This is a genomic window from Embleya sp. NPDC008237, assembly GCF_042956465.1.
Classification (GTDB): domain Bacteria; phylum Actinomycetota; class Actinomycetes; order Streptomycetales; family Streptomycetaceae; genus Embleya.
In genome coordinates, this window is sequence record NZ_JBIBGL010000009.1 from 273,098 (window position 1) to 296,702 (window position 23,605).

At 71.5% G+C, this 23,605-nt stretch carries 20 protein-coding genes; 10 read left to right on the forward strand and 10 right to left on the reverse strand.

The window, feature by feature from the left end; genetic code table 11:
- The 4 genes from ACFZBU_RS24375 to ACFZBU_RS24390 all read left to right on the forward strand — a co-directional run bounded on the left by ACFZBU_RS24375 (nt 1) and on the right by ACFZBU_RS24390 (nt 2,731).
- Nucleotides 1-525: a hypothetical protein gene (locus ACFZBU_RS24375; protein WP_391585731.1), complete on the forward strand. Its 525-nt coding sequence runs from the start codon at nt 1-3 to the stop codon at nt 523-525.
- Between the two features lie 165 nt (nt 526-690).
- Nucleotides 691-1,527, forward strand: a complete 837-nt coding sequence (locus ACFZBU_RS24380) for a DUF4097 domain-containing protein (protein ID WP_391585732.1) — start codon at nt 691-693, stop codon at nt 1,525-1,527.
- A 532-nt stretch (nt 1,528-2,059) separates the two neighbouring features.
- Nucleotides 2,060-2,158, forward strand: a complete 99-nt coding sequence (locus ACFZBU_RS24385; RefSeq protein ID WP_391585884.1) for a hypothetical protein — start codon at nt 2,060-2,062, stop codon at nt 2,156-2,158.
- Between the two features lie 81 nt (nt 2,159-2,239).
- Nucleotides 2,240-2,731, forward strand: coding sequence for a hypothetical protein (locus tag ACFZBU_RS24390; RefSeq protein WP_391585733.1), 492 nt, complete (start codon nt 2,240-2,242; stop codon nt 2,729-2,731).
- A 51-nt stretch (nt 2,732-2,782) separates the two neighbouring features.
- Here the strand turns inward: ACFZBU_RS24390 and ACFZBU_RS24395 are convergent, their stop codons facing one another.
- Nucleotides 2,783-3,223, reverse strand: a complete 441-nt coding sequence (locus ACFZBU_RS24395; RefSeq protein ID WP_391585734.1) for an NUDIX domain-containing protein — start codon at nt 3,221-3,223, stop codon at nt 2,783-2,785.
- Between the two features lie 438 nt (nt 3,224-3,661).
- Nucleotides 3,662-4,237, reverse strand: a complete 576-nt coding sequence (locus tag ACFZBU_RS24400) for a TetR/AcrR family transcriptional regulator (protein WP_391585735.1) — start codon at nt 4,235-4,237, stop codon at nt 3,662-3,664.
- A 539-nt stretch (nt 4,238-4,776) separates the two neighbouring features.
- On the opposite strand from ACFZBU_RS24400, the gene ACFZBU_RS24405 reads away from it, so the two are divergent.
- A complete protein-coding gene (locus tag ACFZBU_RS24405) occupies nt 4,777-5,475 on the forward strand; it encodes a hypothetical protein (protein ID WP_391585736.1) in 699 nt (232 codons plus the stop codon).
- 343 nt (nt 5,476-5,818) lie between these two features.
- Here ACFZBU_RS24405 and ACFZBU_RS24410 read toward each other — a convergent pair whose 3' ends face one another.
- From ACFZBU_RS24410 to ACFZBU_RS24425, 4 genes are all read right to left on the reverse strand, one after another.
- Nucleotides 5,819-6,556: an NIPSNAP family protein gene (locus ACFZBU_RS24410; RefSeq protein WP_391585737.1), complete on the reverse strand. Its 738-nt coding sequence runs from the start codon at nt 6,554-6,556 to the stop codon at nt 5,819-5,821.
- A gap of 105 nt (nt 6,557-6,661) precedes the next feature.
- Complete coding sequence (locus ACFZBU_RS24415; RefSeq protein ID WP_391585738.1) at nt 6,662-7,090, reverse strand: Rrf2 family transcriptional regulator; 429 nt, start codon at nt 7,088-7,090, stop codon at nt 6,662-6,664.
- Nucleotides 7,091-7,346: 256 nt separating this feature from the next.
- A complete protein-coding gene (locus tag ACFZBU_RS24420; RefSeq protein ID WP_391585739.1) occupies nt 7,347-7,988 on the reverse strand; it encodes a TetR/AcrR family transcriptional regulator in 642 nt (213 codons plus the stop codon).
- A 273-nt stretch (nt 7,989-8,261) separates the two neighbouring features.
- A complete protein-coding gene (locus ACFZBU_RS24425; RefSeq protein ID WP_391585740.1) occupies nt 8,262-8,897 on the reverse strand; it encodes an HIT family protein in 636 nt (211 codons plus the stop codon).
- A gap of 445 nt (nt 8,898-9,342) precedes the next feature.
- On the opposite strand from ACFZBU_RS24425, the gene ACFZBU_RS24430 reads away from it, so the two are divergent.
- The 4 genes from ACFZBU_RS24430 to ACFZBU_RS24445 all read left to right on the forward strand — a co-directional run bounded on the left by ACFZBU_RS24430 (nt 9,343) and on the right by ACFZBU_RS24445 (nt 18,440).
- Entirely contained in the window at nt 9,343-14,703 is a 5,361-nt protein-coding gene (locus ACFZBU_RS24430) for a caspase family protein (RefSeq protein ID WP_391585741.1), read from the forward strand.
- Between the two features lie 400 nt (nt 14,704-15,103).
- Nucleotides 15,104-15,610 carry a DinB family protein gene (locus ACFZBU_RS24435; RefSeq protein ID WP_391585742.1) on the forward strand — a complete coding sequence of 169 codons (507 nt, stop codon included), beginning with the start codon at nt 15,104-15,106 and terminating at the stop codon, nt 15,608-15,610.
- Between the two features lie 311 nt (nt 15,611-15,921).
- Nucleotides 15,922-16,941: an AraC family transcriptional regulator ligand-binding domain-containing protein gene (locus ACFZBU_RS24440; protein ID WP_391585743.1), complete on the forward strand. Its 1,020-nt coding sequence runs from the start codon at nt 15,922-15,924 to the stop codon at nt 16,939-16,941.
- Nucleotides 16,942-17,204: 263 nt separating this feature from the next.
- Nucleotides 17,205-18,440 carry an MFS transporter gene (locus ACFZBU_RS24445; protein WP_391585744.1) on the forward strand — a complete coding sequence of 412 codons (1,236 nt, stop codon included), beginning with the start codon at nt 17,205-17,207 and terminating at the stop codon, nt 18,438-18,440.
- Here the strand turns inward: ACFZBU_RS24445 and ACFZBU_RS24450 are convergent.
- The 3 genes from ACFZBU_RS24450 to ACFZBU_RS24460 all read right to left on the reverse strand — a co-directional run bounded on the left by ACFZBU_RS24450 (nt 18,423) and on the right by ACFZBU_RS24460 (nt 20,693).
- Nucleotides 18,423-18,962, reverse strand: a complete 540-nt coding sequence (locus ACFZBU_RS24450) for a GNAT family N-acetyltransferase (RefSeq protein ID WP_391585745.1) — start codon at nt 18,960-18,962, stop codon at nt 18,423-18,425. The two genes, ACFZBU_RS24445 and ACFZBU_RS24450, sit on opposite strands and share 18 nt — an antisense overlap.
- A 254-nt stretch (nt 18,963-19,216) precedes the next feature.
- Nucleotides 19,217-19,972: a class I SAM-dependent methyltransferase gene (locus ACFZBU_RS24455; protein ID WP_391585746.1), complete on the reverse strand. Its 756-nt coding sequence runs from the start codon at nt 19,970-19,972 to the stop codon at nt 19,217-19,219.
- A gap of 40 nt (nt 19,973-20,012) precedes the next feature.
- On the reverse strand, nt 20,013-20,693 hold the full coding sequence (locus ACFZBU_RS24460) for a hypothetical protein (RefSeq protein WP_391585747.1): 681 nt from the start codon (nt 20,691-20,693) through the stop codon (nt 20,013-20,015).
- 773 nt (nt 20,694-21,466) lie between these two features.
- On the opposite strand from ACFZBU_RS24460, the gene ACFZBU_RS24465 reads away from it, so the two are divergent.
- Nucleotides 21,467-22,441, forward strand: a complete 975-nt coding sequence (locus ACFZBU_RS24465) for an acetylxylan esterase (RefSeq protein WP_391585748.1) — start codon at nt 21,467-21,469, stop codon at nt 22,439-22,441.
- A gap of 24 nt (nt 22,442-22,465) precedes the next feature.
- Here ACFZBU_RS24465 and ACFZBU_RS24470 read toward each other — a convergent pair whose 3' ends face one another.
- On the reverse strand, nt 22,466-23,248 hold the full coding sequence (locus ACFZBU_RS24470; protein WP_391585749.1) for a DUF899 domain-containing protein: 783 nt from the start codon (nt 23,246-23,248) through the stop codon (nt 22,466-22,468).
- Nucleotides 23,249-23,605 lie beyond the last annotated feature (357 nt).

Here is a 23,605-nt window from a genome sequence, read left to right on the forward strand (position 1 = left end):
ATGGATCTCACCCCCTACGTCGACAGCCTTCGGAACGAACTTGCAGTCGCCGCGGATGCGGGCGGTGGCGAGGCCCGAAAGTTGGCCGAACACCTCACCGCTCCACTGGAGTCGGCCACCCGGGTCGTCCTGCTCAGTGCCCTGTCCGCCGCCATGGCAGAGGTCACCGGCGACCTCGCACCGGGGTCGGTCGAGATTCGACTACGCGGGCTCGACCCCGAGTTCGTGGTGACGGCGCCGCCCGGCCCGGAGGCGTACACGGAACCCGCCCCGCCCGGGCGCGCGCCGAGTGCGTCGGTAGCGGCGGACGGCGACGAGGGCGGCATGGCTCGAATCAACTTCCGGCTGCCGGCCCACCTCAAGTCCCGGGTCGAGGACGCCGCCGCGCACGAGGGCCTCTCGGTGAACGCCTGGCTGGTCCGCGCCACCGCCGGCGCCCTGGAGCCCGACGCCCCCCGTACCGACACGACCGACCCCGCCGGCCGACACCCGGACCGCCGCCGCTATTCCGGCTGGGTCCGCTGACCCGCGCCGCACCCGACGCCGCACCACCATGCACGGCACCGCGCCGGCCTCCGGATGCCGGCACCGGACCCTGCCCGCTTCGCCCTCCGCCCGCCCGCCCGCCCGCCGATCGGCAGGGCAAGTCCGAAGGCCGGCAAGCAGCCCACAGCCAAGAGGAAGGCACCCATGCCGACGTTCGACACCCCGAAGCCGATCTCCGCCACGCTGGAATTCGACGTCGGCTCGGTCCGGGTCGGCGCGAGCGACCGTACCGACACGGTCGTCGAGGTGCTGCCCTCCAACGGCGCGGACGAACTGGATGTACGGGCCGCGCAGCAGACCACGGTCACCTGCTCGGGCGGCACGTTGTCGATCAAGGGGCCCAGGAAGCGTTCGCTGTTCGGCAAGAGCGGTTCGGTGGAGATCACCGTCGAACTGCCGGCCGGCTCCGATGTCCGGGCCACCACGCCGCTGGCGGACTTCGCGTGTTCGGGCCCGCTGGGCGACTGCCGGCTCCGGACCTCGGTCGGCACCATCCGGATCGACGAGGCCCGGACCCTGTACGCCAGGACCGGCCACGGAGACATCCGAGTGGGCCGCACGACCGGGGATGCCGAGGTCATCGCGGCGGGCCGGATCGAGGTCGGCACCGCCGCCGGCGCGGCGACGATCAAGAACGCCAACGGCGAGACCACCGTCGGCGAGGTCGTCGGCGACCTGCGGGTCAGCTCCTCCAACGGCCGGATCGCCATCGGCGTCGCGCATGCCGACGTCGACGCCAGATGCGCCAACGGCGCGATCCGGATCGACGAGGTGACCCGCGGCCGGGTCCACCTGCAGACCGGCGCCGGTGACCTGGAGGTCGGCATCCGCGCCGCCACCGCAGCCTGGCTGGATGTGCAGACCCGCATGGGCAGCGTGCGCAACTCGCTCGGCCCGACCGAGAGTCCCGAGGCTTCCGAGCAGACCGTGGAGGTCCGCGCCCGGACCGCCATCGGCCACATCGTGATCCGGCGCGCCTGAGTTCGGCCCACGCCCGGGACGGGACCGCAGCGCCAGGATTCATGGGAGACCGCTGTCATACCCCCCTGTCGGTTGCCCCTGAGCCGATCCGATCACGGTTTACGGTTCCGAAAGGCCTCTGACCTGGTACTTGCATGGTGAGCTGCACGGCAGCATGCACGGCAAACTACAACGTAATCTGCAACGAAACATGTCCGCCAGGCCACCACCCTCACCGGCACCTTCGCCCGCATCCTCGCCACCACCGGTACCGGCACGGTCACCGCCCGCAGCACATGCGGCTCCCCTGGGCCCACGTCCAAGGGCCGGCCGGCCGGGGCCCCCGCCCCGGAAAAGAAGGTCGTGACGCCGTGTTCGCCGGCCGGTCGGATCCGACCGGCCCGCGGGCCGCCGAGGCGCCGATACTCATGCCGGCGGCCGCCGCGCCGGGTGCGATCAACGCGCGCGAACGCGAGGTGTTGGTACTTGTCGCCGCAAGTCGGGTCGCACCGGCGCCGAGATCGCCCGACCCCGGCACATCACCAAGCGCGCCATCAAGACCCACGTGGGCCACCTGCTCACCGGGCTCGGCGCCCGCGACCGGGTGCACCTGGCCATCATCGCGTCTCGCGCGGGATCGGGGCCCGCCTGAGCCGTGTTCCGGCGGCGGTGCGGAGGACGTGACGTGGCGCGGCGCGGCGCGGCGCGGTGGCGGTAGATAGGGTGCCGACGCGTGAGTGATCTGTACGAGTTGACGCTGGATGTGGTGGTGCGGGGCCCGCTCTCGGACCCGGAAGTGGCCGAGTTGCGGTGGCATGTGGGGCTCGCGGACAGGGCGATTCCGGAGCCCGGCGATCGGCGCATCGTGACGGCGTTTCCGGTGGTCGTGGTGGACGACCTCGGGGTGCCGACGGTGGTGGACGATCCGCATCCCGTGTTGGGAGGCCCGGATGGGGTCGCGCTGCGGAGCGGTGGTGTGTCGGCCACCGGTCTGGCGCCGACCGCCGGCGGGTGGGCGCTGACCGTGCGACGGGAGCTGCATCCCGACGAATTCGACGAGGTCGGTGGGCTGTTGGCCTGGTTGGCCGCGCGGGTCGCGGACGCGCACACGGATCCGGACGGCTCGATCGTGCTCGGGTGGTTGCGCTTCATCGAGGACACCGAGGCCCGGCCGTTGGTCTTTCGGGACGGGTGTGTGCGGTGGCCCGATCGGGAGGCGGGGTAGGCCGCTCGCGGGGTGTGTGAGACGGCCGCCGTCCGCCGGTTTCGGGGCCGGTCAGGCCCATCGGGTCGGGGCGGACCTGCGGTGCCAGGCGGTGACCGCGCCGGCGTCCGTCGGTTCCACGTCGGCCGGGAGGTCGGCCGGATCCAGCCAGGCCAGCCGGGCGCACTGGTCCGGTTCGGCGTTGACCGGGTCGCCCGACCAGGCCGTGGTGTGGAAGTACCAGCCGATCACCGGCGCACCGGTCTCGCCGAGCACTTGGGCCACGTACGCGGTGCGCAGATCCGCCGTGGCGACGTCGGTGGCGATCTCCTCCTTGGCCTCGCGGGCGCATGCCTCGATGAGGAGTTCGCCCGGATCCGCCAGTCCGCCCGGCAGGGCGAGCAGGCCGTCGGCGAAGCCGGTGTCCTTGCGTTCCATGAACAGCACCGCGCCGTCCGCGCGTTCGAGGATGATGGCGGCATAGGCGATGGCGTTGTGGCGGTGGTCGCTCAAGTGTCGCTTCTCCCCATGGTCGATCCGGGTGCGTCGGACGTCGCTCCCGGCTACACGGCGGTGTCCTCGGCCGGCACGCGTCGGACCTCGGCAACCGGCCCGCGTGCCGGGACGCACACCTCCGCCCGGACCAACGACCGGTCCCGGACGGACGTCACGCCCGAACCGTCGGAAGCACGTTCGGCACGGCGCTGCCGTCGGGCAACCGCCCCATTCGGCGGGCCGGTTCCGCGCGCTTCGCAGATCGCGCCGGTCTCGCGGGTCCGCCGCACGGCGTTCTTCGGCGCGAAGCCCGCTCATGCCACCGCCGGGTCCGTGCTCGCCGGGTCCTTGTTACGCGGTTACACGGTTGCGCGGTTGCGCGGTTGCGCGGTTGCGCGGTTGCGCGGTTGCGCCGCCACGGGGGCACCCGATCACTCGGTCACGAGGGTCACCCGATCACAGGATCACGATGCGTTCGACGGCGGCGGCTACGAGTTGTTCGCGCTCGGCTTCGGAGAACACATCGGGCAGGGTGAGTTGTTCGACGATGAGCCAGTTGAGGGCCAGATACAACAGGCGGACCGCGGTCGCGTCGCCGGGCAGGCCGGTCTGCTCGTGGTAGGCGACGTTGGCGTCCACGTCGGCGCGGACGCGCTCGGTCAACACCACGCGCAACTCCGGTCGCCGGGTGGCCTCCAGGCGCAGTTCGAGCAGCGCGAGATAGCCGGTCCGGAAGGCACTGACCCGGCCGACCACCTCGCGCATCAGCGTCGTGTACGTCTCCTTGTCAGGGGTGGCCGCCCGCTGTCGCGCGATCAGCGCCTCGTCGGGTTGAAACCGTTCGTAGACTCGGGCGCCCGCCTGGGTGAGCAGCGCGTCGCGGCTCGCGAAGTAGTTGGAGGCGGTACCGGTGGGCACCCCGGCCTCGACGTCCACCGCTCGGAAGGTCAGCCCGCGGGCGCCCTCCTTCGCGAGCACCTCGATGGCGGCGTCGACGAGCGCCGCCCTGCGCTCGGAGTTCCTGCGAACCATTGATACCACTCCGGCTGTAGTACTACATTCTGGCCACTATAAGGTAGCCACACAGGCCGCCGACTACGCCGCCTGGGTCAACGCCCGCCACCCCGAGACCGTACCGACCGCCATTCGCGCCCGGGCCGGCCCCGCGGACGCGCCGAACTTGCGCGCTTCGGCACGGTCGTGATGGGCCACGGCTCCGTCACCGCCGGGCCGGAATCCCTTTATTCGAGGGGGAGTTCGGCGGGGAGTTCGGCGCGGAGTCCGGCGGGGAGTTCGATCCTTCTCGGTTCCGGTTCACCGTCGCGCATCGCAGGACGTTTCCGAACGACGTCCCGGTCACGTGGTCGACGGCGCGACGCTGAACGCCGACTCGTCCGGATGGGCGCGGCGCCGATGGCGCCGATGGGTGCGCTTCGGCCCTCTGCGCGGCCTCTGCGGCACCCGAACGGCACCTCGCCGGGGCTTCGACGGCACCTCGACGGGGCTTCGGCAGGTACGGGCGCGTGTGACGATACGGTCCTGCCATGCTCGAATCACCTGAAGGTGCTGCCATGCCCGAATCACCCGCAGACGACGCCTGGGCAACGTCGACGGGCGGATCGTCCGCGCTGCCGGAGCACGGGACCGGGCCGGTGACCGCCGACGATCTGGATCGGGTGGTGCAGCTCGCGGTCGCCGCGCTGCGGGGCGTGCCGGCCTCGGCGTGGGAGGCGAAGGCCGGTGCGTTGGAGTGGGACCGATGGGAGACCGTCGAGCACCTGAGTGACGACCTCTTCGCCTACGCCGCCCAACTGGGCCCCCGGGTCCCACCGATGTCCGGCGAGGTGCCGTTCGTCTGGGCGAGTCGGCGACCCGGCGGCCCGGCCAACGCGATCCACGCGAACCATGCGGCGGGTCCGGAGGGGCTGTTGCAGGTGCTGGAGGCGAGCGGTGCGCTGCTGGTCGCCATGGTGCGGACGACGCCGTCGAGCGTACGCGCCCACCACGGTTTCGGCGCGGCCGACCCCGAGGGCTTCGCCGCGATGGGCATCGTGGAGACGCTCGTGCACACTCACGACCTGGTCGAGGACCTCGGGCTCGTCTGGACCCCGCCCGCCGACCTGTGCGCACGCGTACTCGCCCGGCTCTTCCCGGACGTGCCGCAGGACACCGAGCCCTGGCCCACGATGTTGTGGGCCACCGGCCGCGCGGACCTTCCGGGCCACGAGCGACGCACGTCATGGCGCTGGTACGGGGAACCTCGCGCATAGGGGCGGGCCGCCTCGCGCGTGGGTGGCGGAGCCCTCGTGGCGTGCCGGGTCGGGTTGATCGGGCCTTGGCACGTCGCTGGGCCTTGGCACGTCGCCGGGTAGGGGAGGGTCGCCGCGGCGCGTCGGGTCGATCCGGGTCGCGTGGGCGAATTCGACGTCGCGCGTCGCCGTCCCCCAATCGGGTAATGGGGGCACACCCCCGGGCCGATGTCGGTGGTCGGCGCTGTGACGAAAGCTGGAATTCCTGCTGCTGAAAGGCAATTCCGGTACGACGGTGGGATCGGGTGGGTCGGGTCGCGGCGGGACGACGAGGTGGCCGTCCGTCTGCCGGCCCCCTTGGAACTCACCGCAGGATCGACCGCTCGGTGGGTGCCAGCCGTAGCCGTTGTGGGGTCCTCGCCCACCGTTGCGAAAGGGTCGGCAGCACCTCCTCGCGCCAGCGTTCCGAATGCCGCAAACGATTCAGGTGGTCGTCGATGTGGCCTTCGTCGGTGAAACGTGCGAACCATACGAAGACCTCCTCGTTCATCCGAACCGGCAGCGCCGGGAAGGTGTTCGGGGAATGTTCCGACTGTAGGTACGCCAGTGGCTCGACGCCGGTCTCGGCCAGTACGGGTTGCACGCACTGCTGGAAGAACTCGACGAACGCCGTGTCGAACGGGCCGCGGCCGTACCAGATCGTGGCGAGGACGAGCGATGGTGGCGATGGCGCCGGCTCGCCGGGAGCCGGCCGGGCGCCGACCGGTACGGGGAACCCGCCGCGCGCCGAGGCCGGCCGCAGCAGCAACACGTCATCGGAGTCGATCATCGTCGCGTTCGCCTCGTCGCGGTGCGCCTGCCAGACCGGCCCGCCGTAGAAACTCTCCAGCGCCTCGGCACGGCTCGGCATGTCCGCGAAGCCGCGGAGCCAGACGAACCGGTCGGGGTCGTCCAGGTCGCGGAACTGCCCCAGGACGGTCATGCCCACCGCTTCTTGGGACTCGACGAACTCCCGGTCGAACAGATCGCTCAGTACGTCTCGCCGGCCCGGGTGCAGCGTGTACTGCCGCAGTTCGACCACTGGACACCGTGGGGCTTTCACCAGTCATACTCCTCGTTCAGTGGCTGGAACAGACTTTGTTACAACAAACGCCATGGCGGCTGTATGACCACCGGCCCGCCGGCGGGGATTCCGCCGGGCGCGGCACTAGTTCACCAGCGTCTCGCGAAGCACATCGGCGATCGACATCTCCGCCAACTCCCGCCGCATGGCCCGCTCGACCCGGCCGTAGACCTCGCTCAGGGCGGGCCGGATGCCTCGGCCGACCGGACACTCCAGATTGGGCTCGGTGTGGTGCAGACCGAACGGTGGCTGCGCATCGACGGCGTCGTACACCTCGAGCAGGGTGATCGTCTCCGGCTCACGGGCGAGACTCCAACCCGCACCGGCACCGTGCCGGACCTCCACCAGGCCGGCTCGCCGCAGGTCACCGAGGCTGCGCCGGATGATCACGGCGTTGGTGTTGACGCTGGCCGCGACCTGCTCCGAAGTGAGAACCTCCCGGCCACGGCGCTGCGCCAAGGCCAGCCAGGCCAGCACATGCGTCGCGATGGTCAATCGACTGTTCGCCGCCATCACCCCTCCTTGCTGCAACAGCTTCTGTTACAGCCACCCTCGCAGTCAAGCCACGTCGGTCGTCGAAGGCTTGCCGCAGTGCAACCCGCCTGTGTGGGCCGGTCCAGGCCGAAACCCTTGCGTCGGCGCGCTCGACGGGTGGACCGTTGATGAAGCCGCCTCCGGCGCGAACGACGGCGACGAGGTGGGGTGCGTTCACGGCCACCCGCCAACGGGCGGGCGTCGTGGTGCCCGGCGGGAGGATCGAAGCCGGACCCTACGCGTCGGCCGCCTCTTCGCGGGCCAGTGCCCGGGTCAGCGCGTCGAAGCCGGCGGCAACACCCTCCGTGTCGCCGCTGGTTCGGGCGTCCACCAGGAAGCCTCGCAGCGCCGCGAGGATCATCTCGGCGACCTCGAGCTTGCGTCGGTCCGACCAGTGTTCGGGACAGATGGCCAGCAGCGTGGGCAGATACTGCCGGGACGCGCCGCGACCGAGTTCCGCGTAGCGGTCCGGGTCGTACATCGCCAGGCCGATCGCCTGATCCAGGACTCGGGCCTCCTCGCCGACCAGGATGGGCCACACCGCGCGCACCCACTCGGCCAGCGACAACCGGGTCGACCCGCCGCGGGCGGCGGCCGACGACTTGTCGATCCGATGGTCGCGCAGTTGCAGAATCGCCTGCCTGAGCAGGTCGTCGGCACCGTCGAAGTGGTAGAGCAGCACCTTGTGCGTGGTCCCCGCCGCCCGCGCGGCCCGTCGCAACGAGAAGTCGACGAGGCCGTTGACCGCGAGGTCGTCGGTGACCCGGTCGAGCAGCTCGCGCCGCCGCGCCTCACCGCGCGGCGACCCCGCCGAACGCCGATACCCGGCCTGCCCGGAGGCCCCGTCACCGGAGGCGTCCGCGTCGACATCACTCATGGGCGAACGTCCTTACCTGATCCGATGCCGAGAAGTCCAGGAAGTCGGGAAAGTCGGGAAGCCGGGGAAGCCGGGGAAGCCGGGCGGATATGGTTCGGCCGAATCGGGCACCCGAGCGCGTCGGCGCTGTCGAATCCGTCGACCCGGCCGACCCGGCCGACCCTGTCGACCACGTCGAGCGCATCGGCTCCGGCCTCGACTCCGGCACATGCATTGCGTACACGGTCCGACCCTAGCTTCCGATCGCCCGTCGACGGCGTCGGGCGCCGCCCCTCACACCGGCCCACCGTCACCCGAGCCGGCCGGCCCGCCTCCCCCCGCACCGTCGTCGCACCGGCCGTCTCCGCCGCCCGCCGCCCGAGTTCCCCCCATCTGGACCAGGAGCGCGCGCAACCCCGCTGCGTCGGACCGGATTCGGGCCTCGTCCTGTTGGTCGTGCTCCAAGTGGGCGAACACCGGAGTGCGTTCCGGGTTCGGTTCGTCGGGGTGACGCGGAATCAGATGCGCGTGCAGGTGTGGGATGTCGTTCTCCAGCAGGGACACGTTGAGTTTGGGCGCCGGTCGATAGTGCGCCTCGATCGCGCGCCCGACCCGGGTCACCTCGGCCATGAAGCCCGCGAGTTGGCGGGCGGAGAGCGCGGTCAAGCGCGCGACGTGTCCGCCGGTCCAGACCACCACGACATAGCCGCGCACCCGACCGGCACGCCACAGATACGCGTTGCCGTACACGCCGCGCTTGATCAGCAACCCCCAGCCGATGTCGGGCGCGGTGAAGTCCTTGTCACACATCGAACAGGCTGCGCCGGTATCGGGTTCCGCGTACCGCTCCGGCCAGGTCGACGCGGCGAGTGAGCGGGGTCCGGGCACCTGGGAACCACACACGACGGCCTCCAACTCGAACGGGGACATGAGCCTGCTTGCGGCGGCAAACGTTCGGTTGAAGAAACGATCGTCGCGGGACGGATGTCACGCCTTGATCCGGCCTGTGACCTGCCCGCAGCACGTCTGGGACACACTCGCGACGGATCCGCCCGCCGGAGTCCCTCCGATCCGGCCCCTGCCCAACCCGCCGGCCCTGCGACGAACCGGCGGAGTGCGCTCGGCAGGCTACCCACAAGCCCGGAGCCACCGACCGAGCAGGCACCGAGCAGGCACCGACCACGCGCCGACCACGCACGGAACACGACCCGACCACGCCCGCCGGCCCGATCAGGCCCGCCACGCCCCTCGCTCGCACTACGCTGAACTGCTCGGCAGGCCAAGGGGGATGGATGCGTGTGCGGATCGGCGACCGAAGCGGCGGCCGGGCCGGGCCGACGTGAATGCGGGGCCGCACAATCCGCGGGGCTCTCGGGTGGTCCTGGTCGGCGCGCACGACTTCACGCACCTGGCTCCGCTGCCGGCGGTGGCCCGAAACCTGGCCCGCCTAAGGGAGTTGCTCACCGATCCGCGGGTGTGGGGGCTACCGGCGCAGCACTGCGTGGTGATCGAACAGCCCGAACACCGGGACGAGGTCCTGGACGCACTGGCCGATGCGGCCGCCGCCGCGACCGACCTGGTGCTCCTGTACTACGCCGGCCACGGCCTGATCTCACCGGACACCGAGGACCTGCTCCTGTCCCTCCCGCGCTGCCGACCCGACCGGGCGTACACCACGCTGCCCTTCCAGGAGGTCCGCAACGTGCTGCGTTCGGCCCGTCGTGTCCCCGCCAAGGCGGTGCTCCTGGACTGCTGCTTCGCCGGCCGCGCGCTGACCGGCGGCATGGGCGCCGAGGACACCCGATTGGCCGAACTCTCCCGCGTGGAGGGCACCTACGTCCTGGCCGCCGCCTCGGCGACCCGGCAGGCGATCGCCCCTGCGGGTGAGCGATACACCGCCTTCACGGGACGGCTGATCGACGTCCTGGAGCACGGCGTGCCGGGCGGGCCACGGGCCTTGGACCTGGCCACCGTGCACGACCATCTGCACCGCGTGTTGCCGGAGTCCGGCTTTCCGGCGCCGCAGCAGCGCAACGACGACCACGGTGCCCGAATCGTACTGGGTTGGAATCGGCATCCGTCCGCCGCCGATCATGTGCCCCGACTGCCGCCGCACCTCCGGGAGTTGCTGCACGCCCAGGCCATCGCCGCACGCAACTTCACCTACCGGCTGTACGACGCGCCGCTCGACGGCCTGGCCACCGTCTACGTACGCCAACAGGCCCGCAGCGCGCCGACCACCGGGCCCACGGTCGAGACCCGCGAGGAGTTCCGGGACCGCGGGCGCAACCGCCACGACGGCGAACGCCCCAGGCACCACTTCGTCCCCCTGGAGTCGGCCGTGCACCCGGTGGCCCCGGCGCGGGCCGCCGAGGACACCCTCGCCCTGCACCGCCACGTCCTGATCACCGGCGGTGCGGGCCAGGGCAAATCCACGCTGAGCCTGCAACTGGCGGCTTCCCTGGCCGCCGCCTACGCGGCCCACGCGGCACAGGCGCCGGGTGCCGCGGCCGGCCGCGAAGGGCCGGCGGGTCCCGAGCGAAAGGACCGCCCCGAAAGGCTGTTGCCGCTGCGCGTCACGGCGGGCCGACTCGCCGCCGACCGCAGCGCGCTGGTCCCGCGCCTGGTCCGGCTCCTGTCCGAGGAACTGGCCCCGCACCTGGACTACGCCCTCCCGGACGATCTGCTGGAGAACCTGCCCGAGGACACCACGTGCCTGTTGATCGTCGACGGCCTCGACGAGATCACCGACCCGGAGCGCCGACGCGCCCTGGTCGCCGAGTTGGCCGGTCGAGTCCGAAACCCCGACGGCCGCTTCCGGTTGCTGATCACCACCCGTCCGCTGCCCAACGACGAACTGGCCCCGCTGCAACACGCGGCGACCGGGACGTACACCCTGGAGCCGTTCGACCGCGAACAGTTGCGCGATTTCGGGCACCGCTGGTTCCGCGACCACGCGGACGGGCAGGCACTGGCCGAGGGCTTCCTGCGCCAGACGGAGGCAGCCGGGATCCGGGATCTGGTCCGCATCCCGCTCCTGGCCACCGTGGCCGCGCTCGTCTACCGCAAGCACCCCGGGACACCGCTTCCGAGCAGCCGATTCACCCTCTACTGCGACTACTTCACCCTCCTGGCCGAAGCCCATTTGCAGGAAGTCCACGAGCAGCAACAAACCGTGCTGCACCGCTGGACCCTGCGCCCGGCCGCACACCGGGCAAGCGCCGCCTTCCTGTTCGAGCACCGAGCCGAACTCGTCGAGCACCTGGCCGTCACCGTGGTCACCGACCCGACCGCCGCCACCCGGGCGGTTCTCGACCTCGCCCTCGACTGGCTCGACTCCCACGGCTGCCGCCCCACCCGTCGCGGCGTCCCCGAATGGCCCGGCCTGGTCACCTCGGTACTCGGCACATCCGGCGTCTTCACCCACCACACCGACCATCTCCGCTTCACGCACTACAGCTTCGCCGAACACATCGCGGCCGACGTACTGGCCGGCCGGCTGCCGACCCGCTTCGACGCCGCCGATCCCGATTGGGCCCACACCGTGCGTCGGGCCGTCACCGGCGACCTGTTCGCGCACGCCGTGCTCACCCACCACGCCCACCGGTACGACTCGGGCGACGCCGTCCTGGCCTGGTTGACCAGAGGAACCGGCGACTACGCGGCCCTTGCCGGCGAGCTCCTGGCCGGCGGGGTCCCCGCCTCGGCCGCGCACGTCGAGTCGTTCGCCGCCCACCTGGTGCTGACCCTGACCATGCCACCGGGACGGGAACGACTCCAACGGGTCGTCTCCGACGCGGCGGCGCTGATCCGGCAACCGGCCGTACGCCGCGTCCTCGACGACTATCTCGCGAGCTGCTACGCGAATCGCGAACTGCGGGTCGGAATAGCCCAATCGTTGATCGCCCACGACCCCGTGATCGCCGCCGACATCCTGCACGACGTGTTGGCCGCGACCGACACCACGGCCTCGGTACGGGTCGCGGCCGTGCGCGCGCTGGTCCGATGCGGCCCGGAGCACCTCGCCGAGGCAACCGAGGCCCTACGTGCCGCCACCACCTGCTCGAACCCGACGGAGGTGCTCGCCCGGATCGACGCCGCGACGGGAATCGCGGCCCTGGGCCCGGAACATGCCGATATCGCGGCCGAGACCCTGCGCGACATCCTCACCGACGTGCGCACCACTGCCAACGAACGCGGGCGCGCCGCACGTGCGTTGCGCGAGGTCGGTCCGGAGCACGAGGTGACGGCCGCGAACGCACTGCGCGCGATCCGAACGGCCGCCGACGCGTCCGTCGACGATCGCACGCGCGCCGCGGAATGGTTGGCCGAACTGGGCCCGGCCTATGTCGCAGAGGCGGCGGAGGCATTGCACGCCGTCATCGGCGCGCCCGAGGCCAGTACGTCCGAACGCCACACGGCCGTCGCCGCCTTGGGCGCACTCGGTCCCGACCAGGCGGCAGAGGCCATCCGCCTGCTGCGTGCGGACTGGGCCGCAAGCAACACCGATGCCTCCATCGTCGCAGCGAGCGCGGAGATGCTGGCGCAGTTGGCACCCGACAGCCTGACCGAGATTCTCGATCCGCTCCACGGGCTCCTTTCGGCACCCACCAGCACCGCCCACACACGATGCGATGCCGCGCGCATCATGGCACGGCTGGACCCGGATCGGGTTGTCGAGGCCGCAGCCGTCATCCGCGCGTCCTTCACAGCTCCGACCTCGCGCGTCTCTGAGCGAAGCGAAGCCGCCCTACAGCTCGGCGAGTTGGGCCCGGAGTACATCTCGGAGGCGGCATCCATGCTGGGCGAGGTTCTCGAAGCGCCGACCACGAGCGCGAACGAACGCCGCCGCTCCGCGCTCAATCTGGCCGGGCTCGGGCCCGTCTTCGTCCCGGCGGCGGTACGAGCATTGCGCGCGATCCTGACGGCTCCCGATGCGGACGACTCGGATCGCGCAAGGGCCGCCCAGGGCATGTCCCGACTCGGCGCCGCATTCGTGCCGGAGGTCGTCGACGTCCTGGGCCGACTGTTCAGCGCCCCGGAATCCTCCGCTGCGGTGCGCGAGACCATCGCGCGGACTCTGATGAATCTCGCACCCGATCAGGCTCTGCGGCCGGCAGCGGTGCTTCGAACACTCCTCGCCGCGTCGGATGCCTCGGCCCACGACCGGATCGAGCACGCTCGCATCCTGGGCTACGTCGAGCCGGGGTGTTCCGGCGACGTGGTGGACGTCCTCCGTGGCGTCCTGAACGCGCCGGACACCCGGATCGTGGACCGACGCCGAGCTGCGGACGCTCTGGCCACACACACGCTCTCACTCGCGGAGGGCACGAGTGCGCTGCGGGATCTCCTGACCGATCCCGATGCGGACACGGACACACGCATATGGATCGCCTACGACCTCTCACGTCTGGGGCGCGAGGGCCGAGCAGCGGCGACGAGCGTGTTTCGCGACATCTTCTCCTCCGCCACTGCCAAGCCCGCCGAACGCGCCTTGGCGGCTCGAATCATGCGGTACGTCGGGCAGGGGTACGCAGAGGAGGGCAGCCACATGTTGCGGGCCATCCTGGAGGACCCCGAGTCGGATGCACGCATTCGCGTCGATCTCGCCGGCAGTTGGTCCGACCTCGGACCGGGCTCCGCGGAGGACGCTGCCGCGGTCCTGCGAAGAGTCATCGAAAACGCGGAATCCGACTCGGGCCTGCGCCGGGTGGCGGCTTGGGAACTCGGCTGGCTCGGTCCGGATTATGCCGTCGAAGCCCAGGAGACGTTACGACAGTTGCTCGTTTCGTCGCATCTCGACGCGAAAGAGCGCTGCAAGGCGGCAGAGGCTCTCCTCAACATCGGGAACGGCTACACGGGTGATATCGCCGAGGCGATGCGTGGGCTTGCGACGGACCCGGCAACAAGCACCTTCACTCGTATCGCCGCCGCCAAGACGCTCGGCGGCCTCGGCATCGGCTACGTCGAGGAAGGCGCCGAGCGACTGCGCACATTCCTCGCGTCGCCGGACTTCACCCCGGCCGCGCGCGGCGTGGCGGCGAACGAACTCGCCCGGCTCGGGCAGGGGTACCACGCCGAGGGCATCCTCGCCCTCCGCCGCTTGCTCGGCTCCCCCGAGGCCGAGGCCGAGGCCGAGGCCAATGCCGACAGCGACACGGGCACGGACACCGAGGCCGATGCCGAGACCCACACCGACACCGCCGCCGGTGCCGGTGCCGGTGCCGCCGCCAGTGCCCACGACCGCGTCTCGATCGCTCGGCTCCTGTTCGGCTTCGGCCCGCCGTACGTCCCCGAAGCCGCCGACGCCGTGCGGGCCGTCCTGGCCGATCCCGCGTCCGGCGCCTATGTGCGCACTCGTGCGGCCCGGCTGCTCGGCGACCTCAGCCCTCGGTTCGTGGACGAGGCGGCCGGGGAACTGCGTCGTCTTCTGGCCGACGCCGCCCCCGCGGCGGCACCCGTCTCGACGCGGCGGGCCGCCGCGGCACTCGGGCTGCTGAGCCCACGCTTCCGGGCGGAGGCGGCGGAGGTGCTGCGGGGGCTTCCGGCGGGTGGGATCGCCCCCGGCTCCGGGTCGGGGGCCGGCTCCGGACTCGGCACCGGGGACGGGTCGTCCCGTTCCGACGCCGAACCCGACACCGGGGCCGGGGCCGGGACCGGTGGCGCTCCGAGCACCTACGCCCGCCGCGCCGTCACCCGCATCCTGCGCGACTTCGGCCAGGGGTACGCCCCGTAGCGACCCGCCCTTGTTGCAGGCCGAGCCACCGGCTCGCACGTCACGCACGGTGGGGAATCGCTCCCGAGTGCATACCGGCACGCGCACCGGCCAGCCACCCGAGTCCGCCCACCCACCCGCTTCCGTCGACCCACCAACGCACGAGCCCCGAGCCCCGAGCCACGAGCGGCGCCCACCCGCGCGCTCCGCACCCGAACGCCCCTCGCCCCACCACATCGCGCAGAATCGAAGCTGCCGGCAGGCACGACCCGCGCCGCGGTCCTCGCGCACCCGCCGTACGCCCGCGACCACGCCGCGCGTACCGTACCCACCCGCGCCCGACCCGCACTCCCGAACCTCTCCTACTCACACGTCACCGCTCCACCAACCACCCGCCCACTCCGATCGAAAGCGAGCCACCATGACCACCGAACGCCCCGAGCCGCCCGTGATCGCCGACGAGCGCGAAATGATCCGCAGCTTCCTCGACTACCACCGGGCAACGCTCGCCATGAAGTGCGACGGCCTCTCCGACGAAGACCTGCGCCGCCAGTCGATGCCGCCCTCGACGCTCTCCCTGCTCGGGCTGGTCCGGCACATGGCCGAGGTCGAGCGCAACTGGTTCCGGCGGGTGATCAACGGCGAGGACATCCCGCTCGTATGGTCGGACCAGGGCGACTTCCAGGTGGCGTACGACGCGAGCCGGTCCACCCGCGCGGAGGCGTTCGCCGCCTGGGAAGCCGAGGTCGAGCACTCGCGCCGGATCGAGGCCGCCGCCGAATCCCTCGACGTGATCGGCCGCAACGCCAAGTGGGACCAGGACGTGTCGCTGCGCCTGGTCATGTTCCACCTGATCCACGAGTACGCCCGGCACAACGGCCACGCCGACTTCCTCCGTGAGGGCATCGACGGGACGGTCGGTCCCTGACCCCCCGCCGACCGCGGCATCCGCCGTCGCGGCCGGCCCGCTCGCCACGCCCGTTCCACCCACGGCGGCGGTGGGCATCCGGGCCCGAGGGCTCGGATGCCGACCGCCACCGAGTCGTTCCCGGCCGCCGAAACCGGGGGCACTTCCGGCCTGCCCAACGAGACACTTCACGCCGGACCAACCGGACCCATCACACCGGGCCAAGGGGACACTTCACGCCGAACCAAGGGGACACTTCACGCCGAGTAGGGGACCATCCACGACACCTCCCGTATCTGTATTGCGCTTGACCGTCCGGATATGCTCCGCCCGTGATCGACTACACGGTTTCCTCGCACATGGCACACGTTGTGCGAGATGCCGCGCTCCGGGCCGGGGTGGCCCACAGTGAACTCGCGTACCTGCCGGGCCTGGAACCCGAAACCCTGGCGGATCCGCTGTTGCGCGTGCCCACCGCGACCCTGATCCGGATGTGGGAACTGATCGCGCACAGCAACCCGACGGGTGCGGGCATCCGGGCCGCGGAGACGGCCGCGCGCGGGCGGCTGCACGTCTGGGACTACCTGTTCACCACCGCCGGGACGTTCGCCGAAGGCTGCCGCGACGCCGCCCGCTACCTGCCGACCATGACCGACCCGGGCGTCGAGATGACGGTGATCGAGGAGGATCGGCGGCTGACCATCACCTACGGCATCGCGCTCTACTCGCCGGCCGCGGTGACCGCCATCGACGAGTTCGCCATGGCGCTCATGCTCAGGCGGGCCCGGGACGCACGTGGACCGGGGGTGGTCCCGGTCCACGTCGCCCTCGCACACGAGGCCCCGAAGGACCATCGGCACCTGATCGAGGCCTTCGGCACCCGGTCCATCGACTTCGGCACCCGGGCGAACTCGATGACCTTCCTCGATCTGGACGCCGGGCCGCCGCGCCCGGCCGGCCCGGACGACGAACTCGGCCTGATCCTGCGCCGCTACGCGGACAACGTGCTGGAGAACGCCCGCCCCGCATCGGGCTGGCACGGCAGGTTCCGGTCCGAGGTCGCCCACGCCCTGGGCGAGGAACTCAGCCTCGAACTGGTCGCCCAACGCATGGCGATGAGCCCGCGCACCCTACAGCGGCGACTGAGCGACCTGGAGACCACCTGGCGCGACGAGATCGAATCCGTCCGCCACGAACGCGCCGGCACCCTCCTGCGCGAGACCGACCTGCCGATCCAATCCATAGCCGGTCGACTCGGCTACACCGACGCCCGCGCCCTACGCCGTGCCTTCCAGCGCTGGACCGGCCAAACCCCCGACGCCTACCGCCGCGCCACAGCCCCCCGCCCGTAGCCCGGGAAGGTGATCCGGCCCCACCGGCGTTCGATTCACCAACAGGTCGCCGCCGTCGGCACGCCGCGGCCACGTTCTGCCACGTACGACGGCCGAACAGCGGCGCCTCGGCCGAGCCGCTCGCGTGGCATCGACGCATCGCGCCCCCGGGAACCCACCCCACAACGGACGCGACCCCGCCCGAGGCCACCACCGCGACCGTCGCCACCACGGCGCGCGGCCGACGACCGCGATGTCGTCCGCGGCCCGTAGGGTCGACCGCCATGGCAGCACTCGGTATCGACGACCCCGTGGCCGCCCGCCCGGCCCGGCTCCCCCGCACCTACCTGGTCTGGCTCGCCGGCACCCAGGCCTCGCTGCTGGGCGACGCCGCCCTGTACTTCGCCCTCGGCTGGGCCGCAGCCGCACACGGCGGCAGCACCGCGGCACTGGTCCTCACCGCCGTGACGCTGCCACGCACCCTGCTCCTGCTGCTCGGCGGTGCGGTGGGCGACCGGTTCGGCGCGCGCCGCGTACAGATCGTCGGCGACGCCGCGATGCTCGTGGTCACGCTCGGACTCGCGATCGCGGCCTACCGGTTGGGCACGCCCGTCTGGCTGCTCGTCACGATCGCCGCGCTGATCGGCGTGGTCGACGCGTTCCACCTGCCGGCCTCCGGCTCGATGCCGCGCCGGTTGGTCGGCCCGGCGCAACTCCCCCGGGCCTTGGCCATGCGCCAGGCCGGTGGTCAGATCGCCGCGCTGCTCGGCGCGCCGCTGGGGGCCGTACTCATCGCCTCCGGCGGACCGGCCGGCGCGGCCCTCCTCGACGCGGGAACCTTCGCGGTCGTCCTGGTCGTACTGGTCTGCGTCCGGCCCGCCTTCGACGTCGAACGCGCCCCCCGGGACGAGCGCCTGACGACCGGAGCCGTCGCCGGGGTCAAGCTCGCCTTCGCCGACCCCGTCCTGCGCCCCGCACTGCTGATGACCGCCGTCGCGGCCGGATTCCTGCTGCCCGTGGTGTCCCTGTTGAACCCCTTACTGGCGCGCCGCCACGGGTGGGACGCGGGCGCCGCCGGGCTGGTGGCCGGCGGCCAGAGTCTGGGGATGATCGCGGTGGCGCTGCTGGTCACCCGGCGGGGCCAGATGCAGCGCATCGGCGTGGGCGCGGCCGCGGGGTTGTGTGTCGCCGCGGTCGGGATCGCCGGAGTCGCCTTCGCCCCGACCGTCGTGGTCGCAACGGTCGCGGGCATCGTCGTCGGCGTCGGCTCCGGGATGTTCGCCTGCCACATCGGCCCCTTGGTCCTGACCGGCGTGCCCGACACCCATCTGTCCCGGATGCAGGCACTGCTCACCCTCGTCCAGAGCGCGGCACTGCTCCTGGCCAACAACGCCCTGGGCGCACTCGCCGACGGCACCGGCCCGACGACCGCAACCGCTCTGTGCGCCGCCGCGATCGGGGCCGCGGGCGTCGCGGGCCTGTTCAACGGACCGATGCGCGGTCTACTGCGGTCGGCGTAGGGGACACGTTGTTTCCGGTTCTGTGTCCGCTTCCGGCCGGCTGATCGCGTAGTGCTTGAGGTCGGCGTCCTCCTTGGTCAGCCGCATGCCGACTGCCGTCATCACGTGTTGGGAGGCGATGTTGTCGTGCGCGGTGTCGCCCTTTACCCGGGAGACGCCCGCCTCCCAGGCGAAGCGCAGGAGTTCGCGCAGGGCCTCGGTCGCGTAGCCATGGCCCCGGGCCGCCGGGATCAGGCCGTAGCCGATGGTGACCGTACCGCTCGCATCGGGCGCTCCGTGAAAGCCGAGCCCACCGATCGCCCGTCCGTCGGCACGGCGGCGGATCTCGTAGTTGCCGAACGGCCCCGGATCACCGCTGCGCGCACACGTGTCGAGGAACCGCCGACCTCCGGCGACGTCGCCCTGCGTCGGATAGTCGGACGCCCAGTGCGCGTCGTCGGCCGGCGTACCGGCCACCACCCGCTCCGTCTCCGCGACCGTCAGCGGATGCAGCACGAGCCGTGTGGTTTCGAGGTCTCCCATGGGGGTCCGGGCTATCACGGCGAAGTACCGGGCCGCATGCGAATTTCGGGCCCGGCTCCCGCCGCCGCGCGCTCGGGCGGCGGCACCCGGGACCCGGTACTCCGGTACCACTCGGTCACAGAGCACCGGCTCACTCGACAGCTCGGCCACTCGGCTGCCCGGCCCCGGGCGCCCGGCTGCCCGAGCGGCCCCCGCGCGCCCGAGCACGGCGCACCGAGGTGTCGGGCCCCTCGAAGGCGAACAAGCGTCGTCCGTCACTCCTTGCGCGCCACCAGCACCTGCATGCCGCGCCGTCCGGGTTCGTTGCGTTCGAGGGTCAGGCCGACCGCGCGACAGCGGTCGGCGAGCCAGGTCGGGTCGATCCGGAGCTTGGAGTAGCTGCCGACGTGCTGGGTCCAAGCGGTGCCGTCGTGGATGTGCAGGAGGTCGTATACGAGGACGGTGTCGTCGTCCGGATACTCCAGGAAGCACGTGAGCACCCGGTTGTCGGTGCTTCGGACCGGGATGAATCGGTCTATTCCGTGCAGTGTTTCGGTCAGGTCCCGATACGTGACGACGAGCCGACCGCCGGGCGCGAGGGCCTTCGCGATGTCGCCGAGCAGCGCCGTCACGTCGTCCTTCGAGGGCAGGTGGGTGAGGGTGTCGCCCATGCATACGACGGCTGCGACCTCGCCCGGCGCGGTGAGCCCGGGCAGTACGGTGCGGATGTCCTCGTGGACCGGCTCGATCGCCGGCAATCCGGCCGCGTGTTCGGCGAGTTCGGCGAGCAGGATGCGACTGGTGTCGACCCCGAAGACCCGGGTGAAGCCCAGGCCCGCCAGCGCCAGGCTCTGATTGCCCGGCCCACACCCCAGGTCCACCGAGACCGCGGATGTCTCCGTCGGCGCGATACCCAGTTCGGCGAGCAACTCGGTCTGCTCGGCGACGATCGGCGCCAGTTCGCCGCCCAACATCCAGGTGTAGTTCTCGGCGAGTAGCCGCTCGTAGTGGTCGGCGGCGGCGCTGGTCATACCGGGACTCCCGTTCGAACGTTCCAGGAAACTTCGAGACCTACGCGGTGGCGACGAGCGAGGCGCGGGTGAGCACGGCCTGCTCCCCGCTCGTCGGGAGCGCAACGGTGGTGGCGGACACCCAGGTCGGCGCGGCCGCGGGCACGAGCACGGGGGTCGGGATCGGCATCGGGATCGGCATCGGAGCCGGAATCCGAGTCGACGTCGGCGCGTCGGTCGAGACAGCGGCGGCGGCAGCCGTACCGGCCACGACCGTCGGCTCCACGGTCGGCGTGTCGACGCCCGCGCTCACGACCGCCGGAACGACCGTCGCCGCGACCGCCTTGGGCGTCACCACGAACCGCAGGAACAGGAACCGGGCGATCCCCGCGGCACCGGAGGCCGTCAGGTAGACCGCCTGCTCCTTGAGCACCCCCGGAGCGGACTGCAGCGCGTGCAGCGCCAGCATCGCGCCGGTGGTGAACAGGTAGGAGACCCCCGCCGAGAACGCCGACTGCAGGTGGACCCGACCGCGGGCCCGACCCGCGCCGAAGGTGAACCGGCTGTGCAACTCGGTGGCCAGCAGCGTGAAGACCACGGTCACCACGGCATTGGCGACGACGATGGACATGTGACCGGACAGGGCCACGAGCACCGCGCTCGACGCCAGCCCGGTGCCACCACCGAAGAAGACGAAACGCATGAACGCGGCTACTGTCCCCGACTTGGTTGCGGCGTTCATGGGTCCCCCGGTCGTCTTCTTCGACTGATCCTCGTCTTCGGCTCCTTAAATCTAGGGGCGATCAAGGGGCAGGGAATCAGTCGTGTGTAGGTACTGCCGTTACTGCTTGGGGAGGACTCGCCCCTAGGGGTACTACTCCCGACGACGCACTGAGGGGGTGACCAAAGTACGCCCTCGCTCCTACCCCGAGCGTCACCTACGTCCCCGGGATCAGCACCCCCCGACCGGTCGTCCCTCTCTCGCCCCGGAACGGCCGCGGCGCGACCGACTGTTCGCTCCGGCACGTAAACAGCCCGGTCCCCGGGTGCGGCCCGTACGTTGCAAGGGTCTACCGAACCGATCGGGGCAACGCCGGCGGCCGGTGAGTACGGGCAGCGCCACGCGGAGTTCCACGTCGTCCTCGGGGCGGGGATCGCCGATCGTGCCGGGAGTTGCACCTCAGGGTTCGAGTAAGGGATGTCGCGGTGAGGGGTGTCCTCGGCGCTGGTCGATCCGAGGGACGGGCGGCAAGGGGGCGGTGCTCGGCCGAGCCGGCATCGAAGCCGACGCCCCTGGCCGCATGTCCGCCCGCGCGATCCGGCCCGCCCCTGCCCAGCGTCGCCCGCTCAGCCTGGCCTGCGCGGCCCACCGCCACGGCCGCACCGCCCACGGCCACGCCCGCGGCGCACGGCCCGTGCAGCCCCCATGATCATCCCGATCCCGCCGCCCGGAGAATTGGCGGGCGACGTACCGGCCGCCGCACTCGACGAGGAACAAGGAATGAGGACCCCGGCATGCCCTTGAGCGACCTGCCCTTGACCGACCTGGAAGATTTTCGCCCGGTGATACCGCGACCGGACGACTTCGACGCCTTCTGGGCCCGCACGCTCGCCGAGGCCGACATGCACCCCCTCGACCCGACCTTCACACCCGAGACCGGCCCGCTGACCGAGGTGGACGTGTACGACGTGTCCTTCGCGGGATACGCCGGTCAGCGCGTACACGCCTGGCTGCTCCTGCCCACCCGTCGAACCGGTCCACTCCCGTGCGTTGTCGAATTCCCGGGATACGGCGGCGGGCGCGGTCTGCCTCACGAGCAACTCCTGTACGTCGCGGCCGGGTTCGCCTACCTCGTGGTGGATGTACGCGGTCAGGGCGGCGTTTGGCGCAGCGGCGACACCGGCGACGACGCCCCGGCGGGCAGCGGCTCCACCCATCCGGGTTTCATGACCCGTGGCATCATCGACCCGGACCTGTACTACTACCGCCGGGTGTTCGTCGACGCGGTACGCGCCGTCGCCACGGCCCGCAGCCATCCGGCCATCGATCCGACCAGGATCGCGATGGTCGGCGAGAGTCAGGGCGGCGGCATCGCACTCGCCGCTTCCGGCCTGGTCCCCGACCTGACCGCGGTGGTGGCCGAAGTCCCGTTCCTGTGCCACTTTCGGCGGGGCGCCGACATCGCCGCGACCGGCCCGTACGGCGAACTCGCCCGCTACCTCGCGGCCCACCGTGACCACACCGATCAAGTGTTCCGCACACTGGGCTACTTCGACGCGGTCAACCACGTCACCCGCGCAACCGCACCGGCGTTGTTCAGCGTGGCGCTGATGGACACCACCTGCCCGCCGTCCACGGTGTTCACCGCCTACCACCACTACCCGGCGGCCAAGCGGATCGAGGTCTACCCCTTCAACGACCACGAAGGCGGCGGCGCCTTCCAGGACGGGGTACGCCTTACCTACCTCCACACCGCCTTCAACGCCTGACCACCGGTCGGGCACGCCATCGAATCAGCGGTGGGGGCCGTGTCGACCGAGGGTCTGCACGGGGGTCGCGTCGGGGCGGGTCCACTGCGGCACCGGGCGGCTGGTCGGGCCCCAGGTGGCGTTCCCCTCGTGGTCCGAACGCCAGTACCAACACGGGCTGTGCCCCTCGGGCCGGTCCTCGGGGTTGTCCTCCCACGCCTCGCCGCGGCCGTAGGGCGTCATGTCGAGCAGGCCGAAGGACCCGGTGACCGGCTCGTTGCCACGGCCCGTCGTGGAGTAGGTGAGGAAGGCACGGTCGCCGTCGCGCAGGAAACCGGTGATGAAACCCATCGGGCCGCCGACCGGCCCCTCCACGTCGCGAACCGAGTACCAGGGCTGGGTGTAGCCCATGAACTCGACGTACGAGGCCACCTCGTCCCAGCGACCCGTGGTCAGGATCGCGAACGAAACGCCGCGGGCGTTGAGGTAGACGGCGTCCTTCAGGTGCCAGGCCACCATGGTGCAGCCCTCGCACTGCCCCTGGTGCGGTGCGCCGTCGTACCACATGTGCTTGTAGACCACGAGTTCGTCGCGGCCCTGGAACAGGTCCAGGAACGGGACCGGGCCGTCGGGTCCGACCACCTCGACCGTCCCGTCGAACTCCACCATCGGAAGCCGGCGCCGGGCCGCGGCCAGGGCGTCGCCTTCGCGGGTGTGGGCCTTCTCCCGGACCAGCAGCTCGTCACGGGCGGCCTGCCAGGTGGCCGGATCGACGATGAGCGGGCGGCCGGGCAGCGCGGCGGCCGGATCACTCGGCGTGTTCGTCATGGTGTCCTCCGTGGTGTCTCGTGCCGGTGGCGTCGTCCGACGTCCTACAGCCGTCCCCGGTCGACGTCTTCTTGCAACGGTCAACGGTCACCGGAAGAGACTCCCGACCCGACCGAAACTCATCGGCGTCGGGCCGACGGGTGCACGGACACGCTCTCGATGCCGAGGATGGCGGCGCACTCGACGCGGTGTCGGCGGTAGCCGGCGTCGACCCGGATCTTGCGGATGCACGGGTCGGCGCGCTTCCGGTCCCGCGCGTTCCGGGTGACGCCGACGCACCGACGGGCCGACGGCAAGCGGGCACGGCCAAGGGCCCCGGTCGGGTCAGGGATCCCGAACGAGGCCCTTCAGTGCGGC

Excerpts from the sequence above, each read along its gene's own strand:
- ACFZBU_RS24470 (WP_391585749.1), bottom strand. The coding sequence starts at position 23,248 with ATGACGAACACGCCGAGTGATCCGGCCGCCGCGCTGCCCGGCCGCCCG.
- ACFZBU_RS24415 (WP_391585738.1), bottom strand. The coding sequence starts at position 7,090 with ATGGCGGCGAACAGTCGATTGACCATCGCGACGCATGTGCTGGCCTGG.
- ACFZBU_RS24445 (WP_391585744.1), top strand. The coding sequence starts at position 17,205 with ATGGCAGCACTCGGTATCGACGACCCCGTGGCCGCCCGCCCGGCCCGG.
- ACFZBU_RS24450 (WP_391585745.1), bottom strand. The coding sequence starts at position 18,962 with ATGGGAGACCTCGAAACCACACGGCTCGTGCTGCATCCGCTGACGGTC.
- ACFZBU_RS24375 (WP_391585731.1), top strand. The coding sequence starts at position 1 with ATGGATCTCACCCCCTACGTCGACAGCCTTCGGAACGAACTTGCAGTC.
- ACFZBU_RS24420 (WP_391585739.1), bottom strand. The coding sequence starts at position 7,988 with ATGAGTGATGTCGACGCGGACGCCTCCGGTGACGGGGCCTCCGGGCAG.
- ACFZBU_RS24460 (WP_391585747.1), bottom strand. The coding sequence starts at position 20,693 with ATGAACGCCGCAACCAAGTCGGGGACAGTAGCCGCGTTCATGCGTTTC.
- ACFZBU_RS24425 (WP_391585740.1), bottom strand. The coding sequence starts at position 8,897 with ATGTCCCCGTTCGAGTTGGAGGCCGTCGTGTGTGGTTCCCAGGTGCCC.
- ACFZBU_RS24400 (WP_391585735.1), bottom strand. The coding sequence starts at position 4,237 with ATGGTTCGCAGGAACTCCGAGCGCAGGGCGGCGCTCGTCGACGCCGCC.
- ACFZBU_RS24435 (WP_391585742.1), top strand. The coding sequence starts at position 15,104 with ATGACCACCGAACGCCCCGAGCCGCCCGTGATCGCCGACGAGCGCGAA.
- ACFZBU_RS24380 (WP_391585732.1), top strand. The coding sequence starts at position 691 with ATGCCGACGTTCGACACCCCGAAGCCGATCTCCGCCACGCTGGAATTC.
- ACFZBU_RS24455 (WP_391585746.1), bottom strand. The coding sequence starts at position 19,972 with ATGACCAGCGCCGCCGCCGACCACTACGAGCGGCTACTCGCCGAGAAC.
- ACFZBU_RS24465 (WP_391585748.1), top strand. The coding sequence starts at position 21,467 with ATGCCCTTGAGCGACCTGCCCTTGACCGACCTGGAAGATTTTCGCCCG.
- ACFZBU_RS24405 (WP_391585736.1), top strand. The coding sequence starts at position 4,777 with ATGCCCGAATCACCCGCAGACGACGCCTGGGCAACGTCGACGGGCGGA.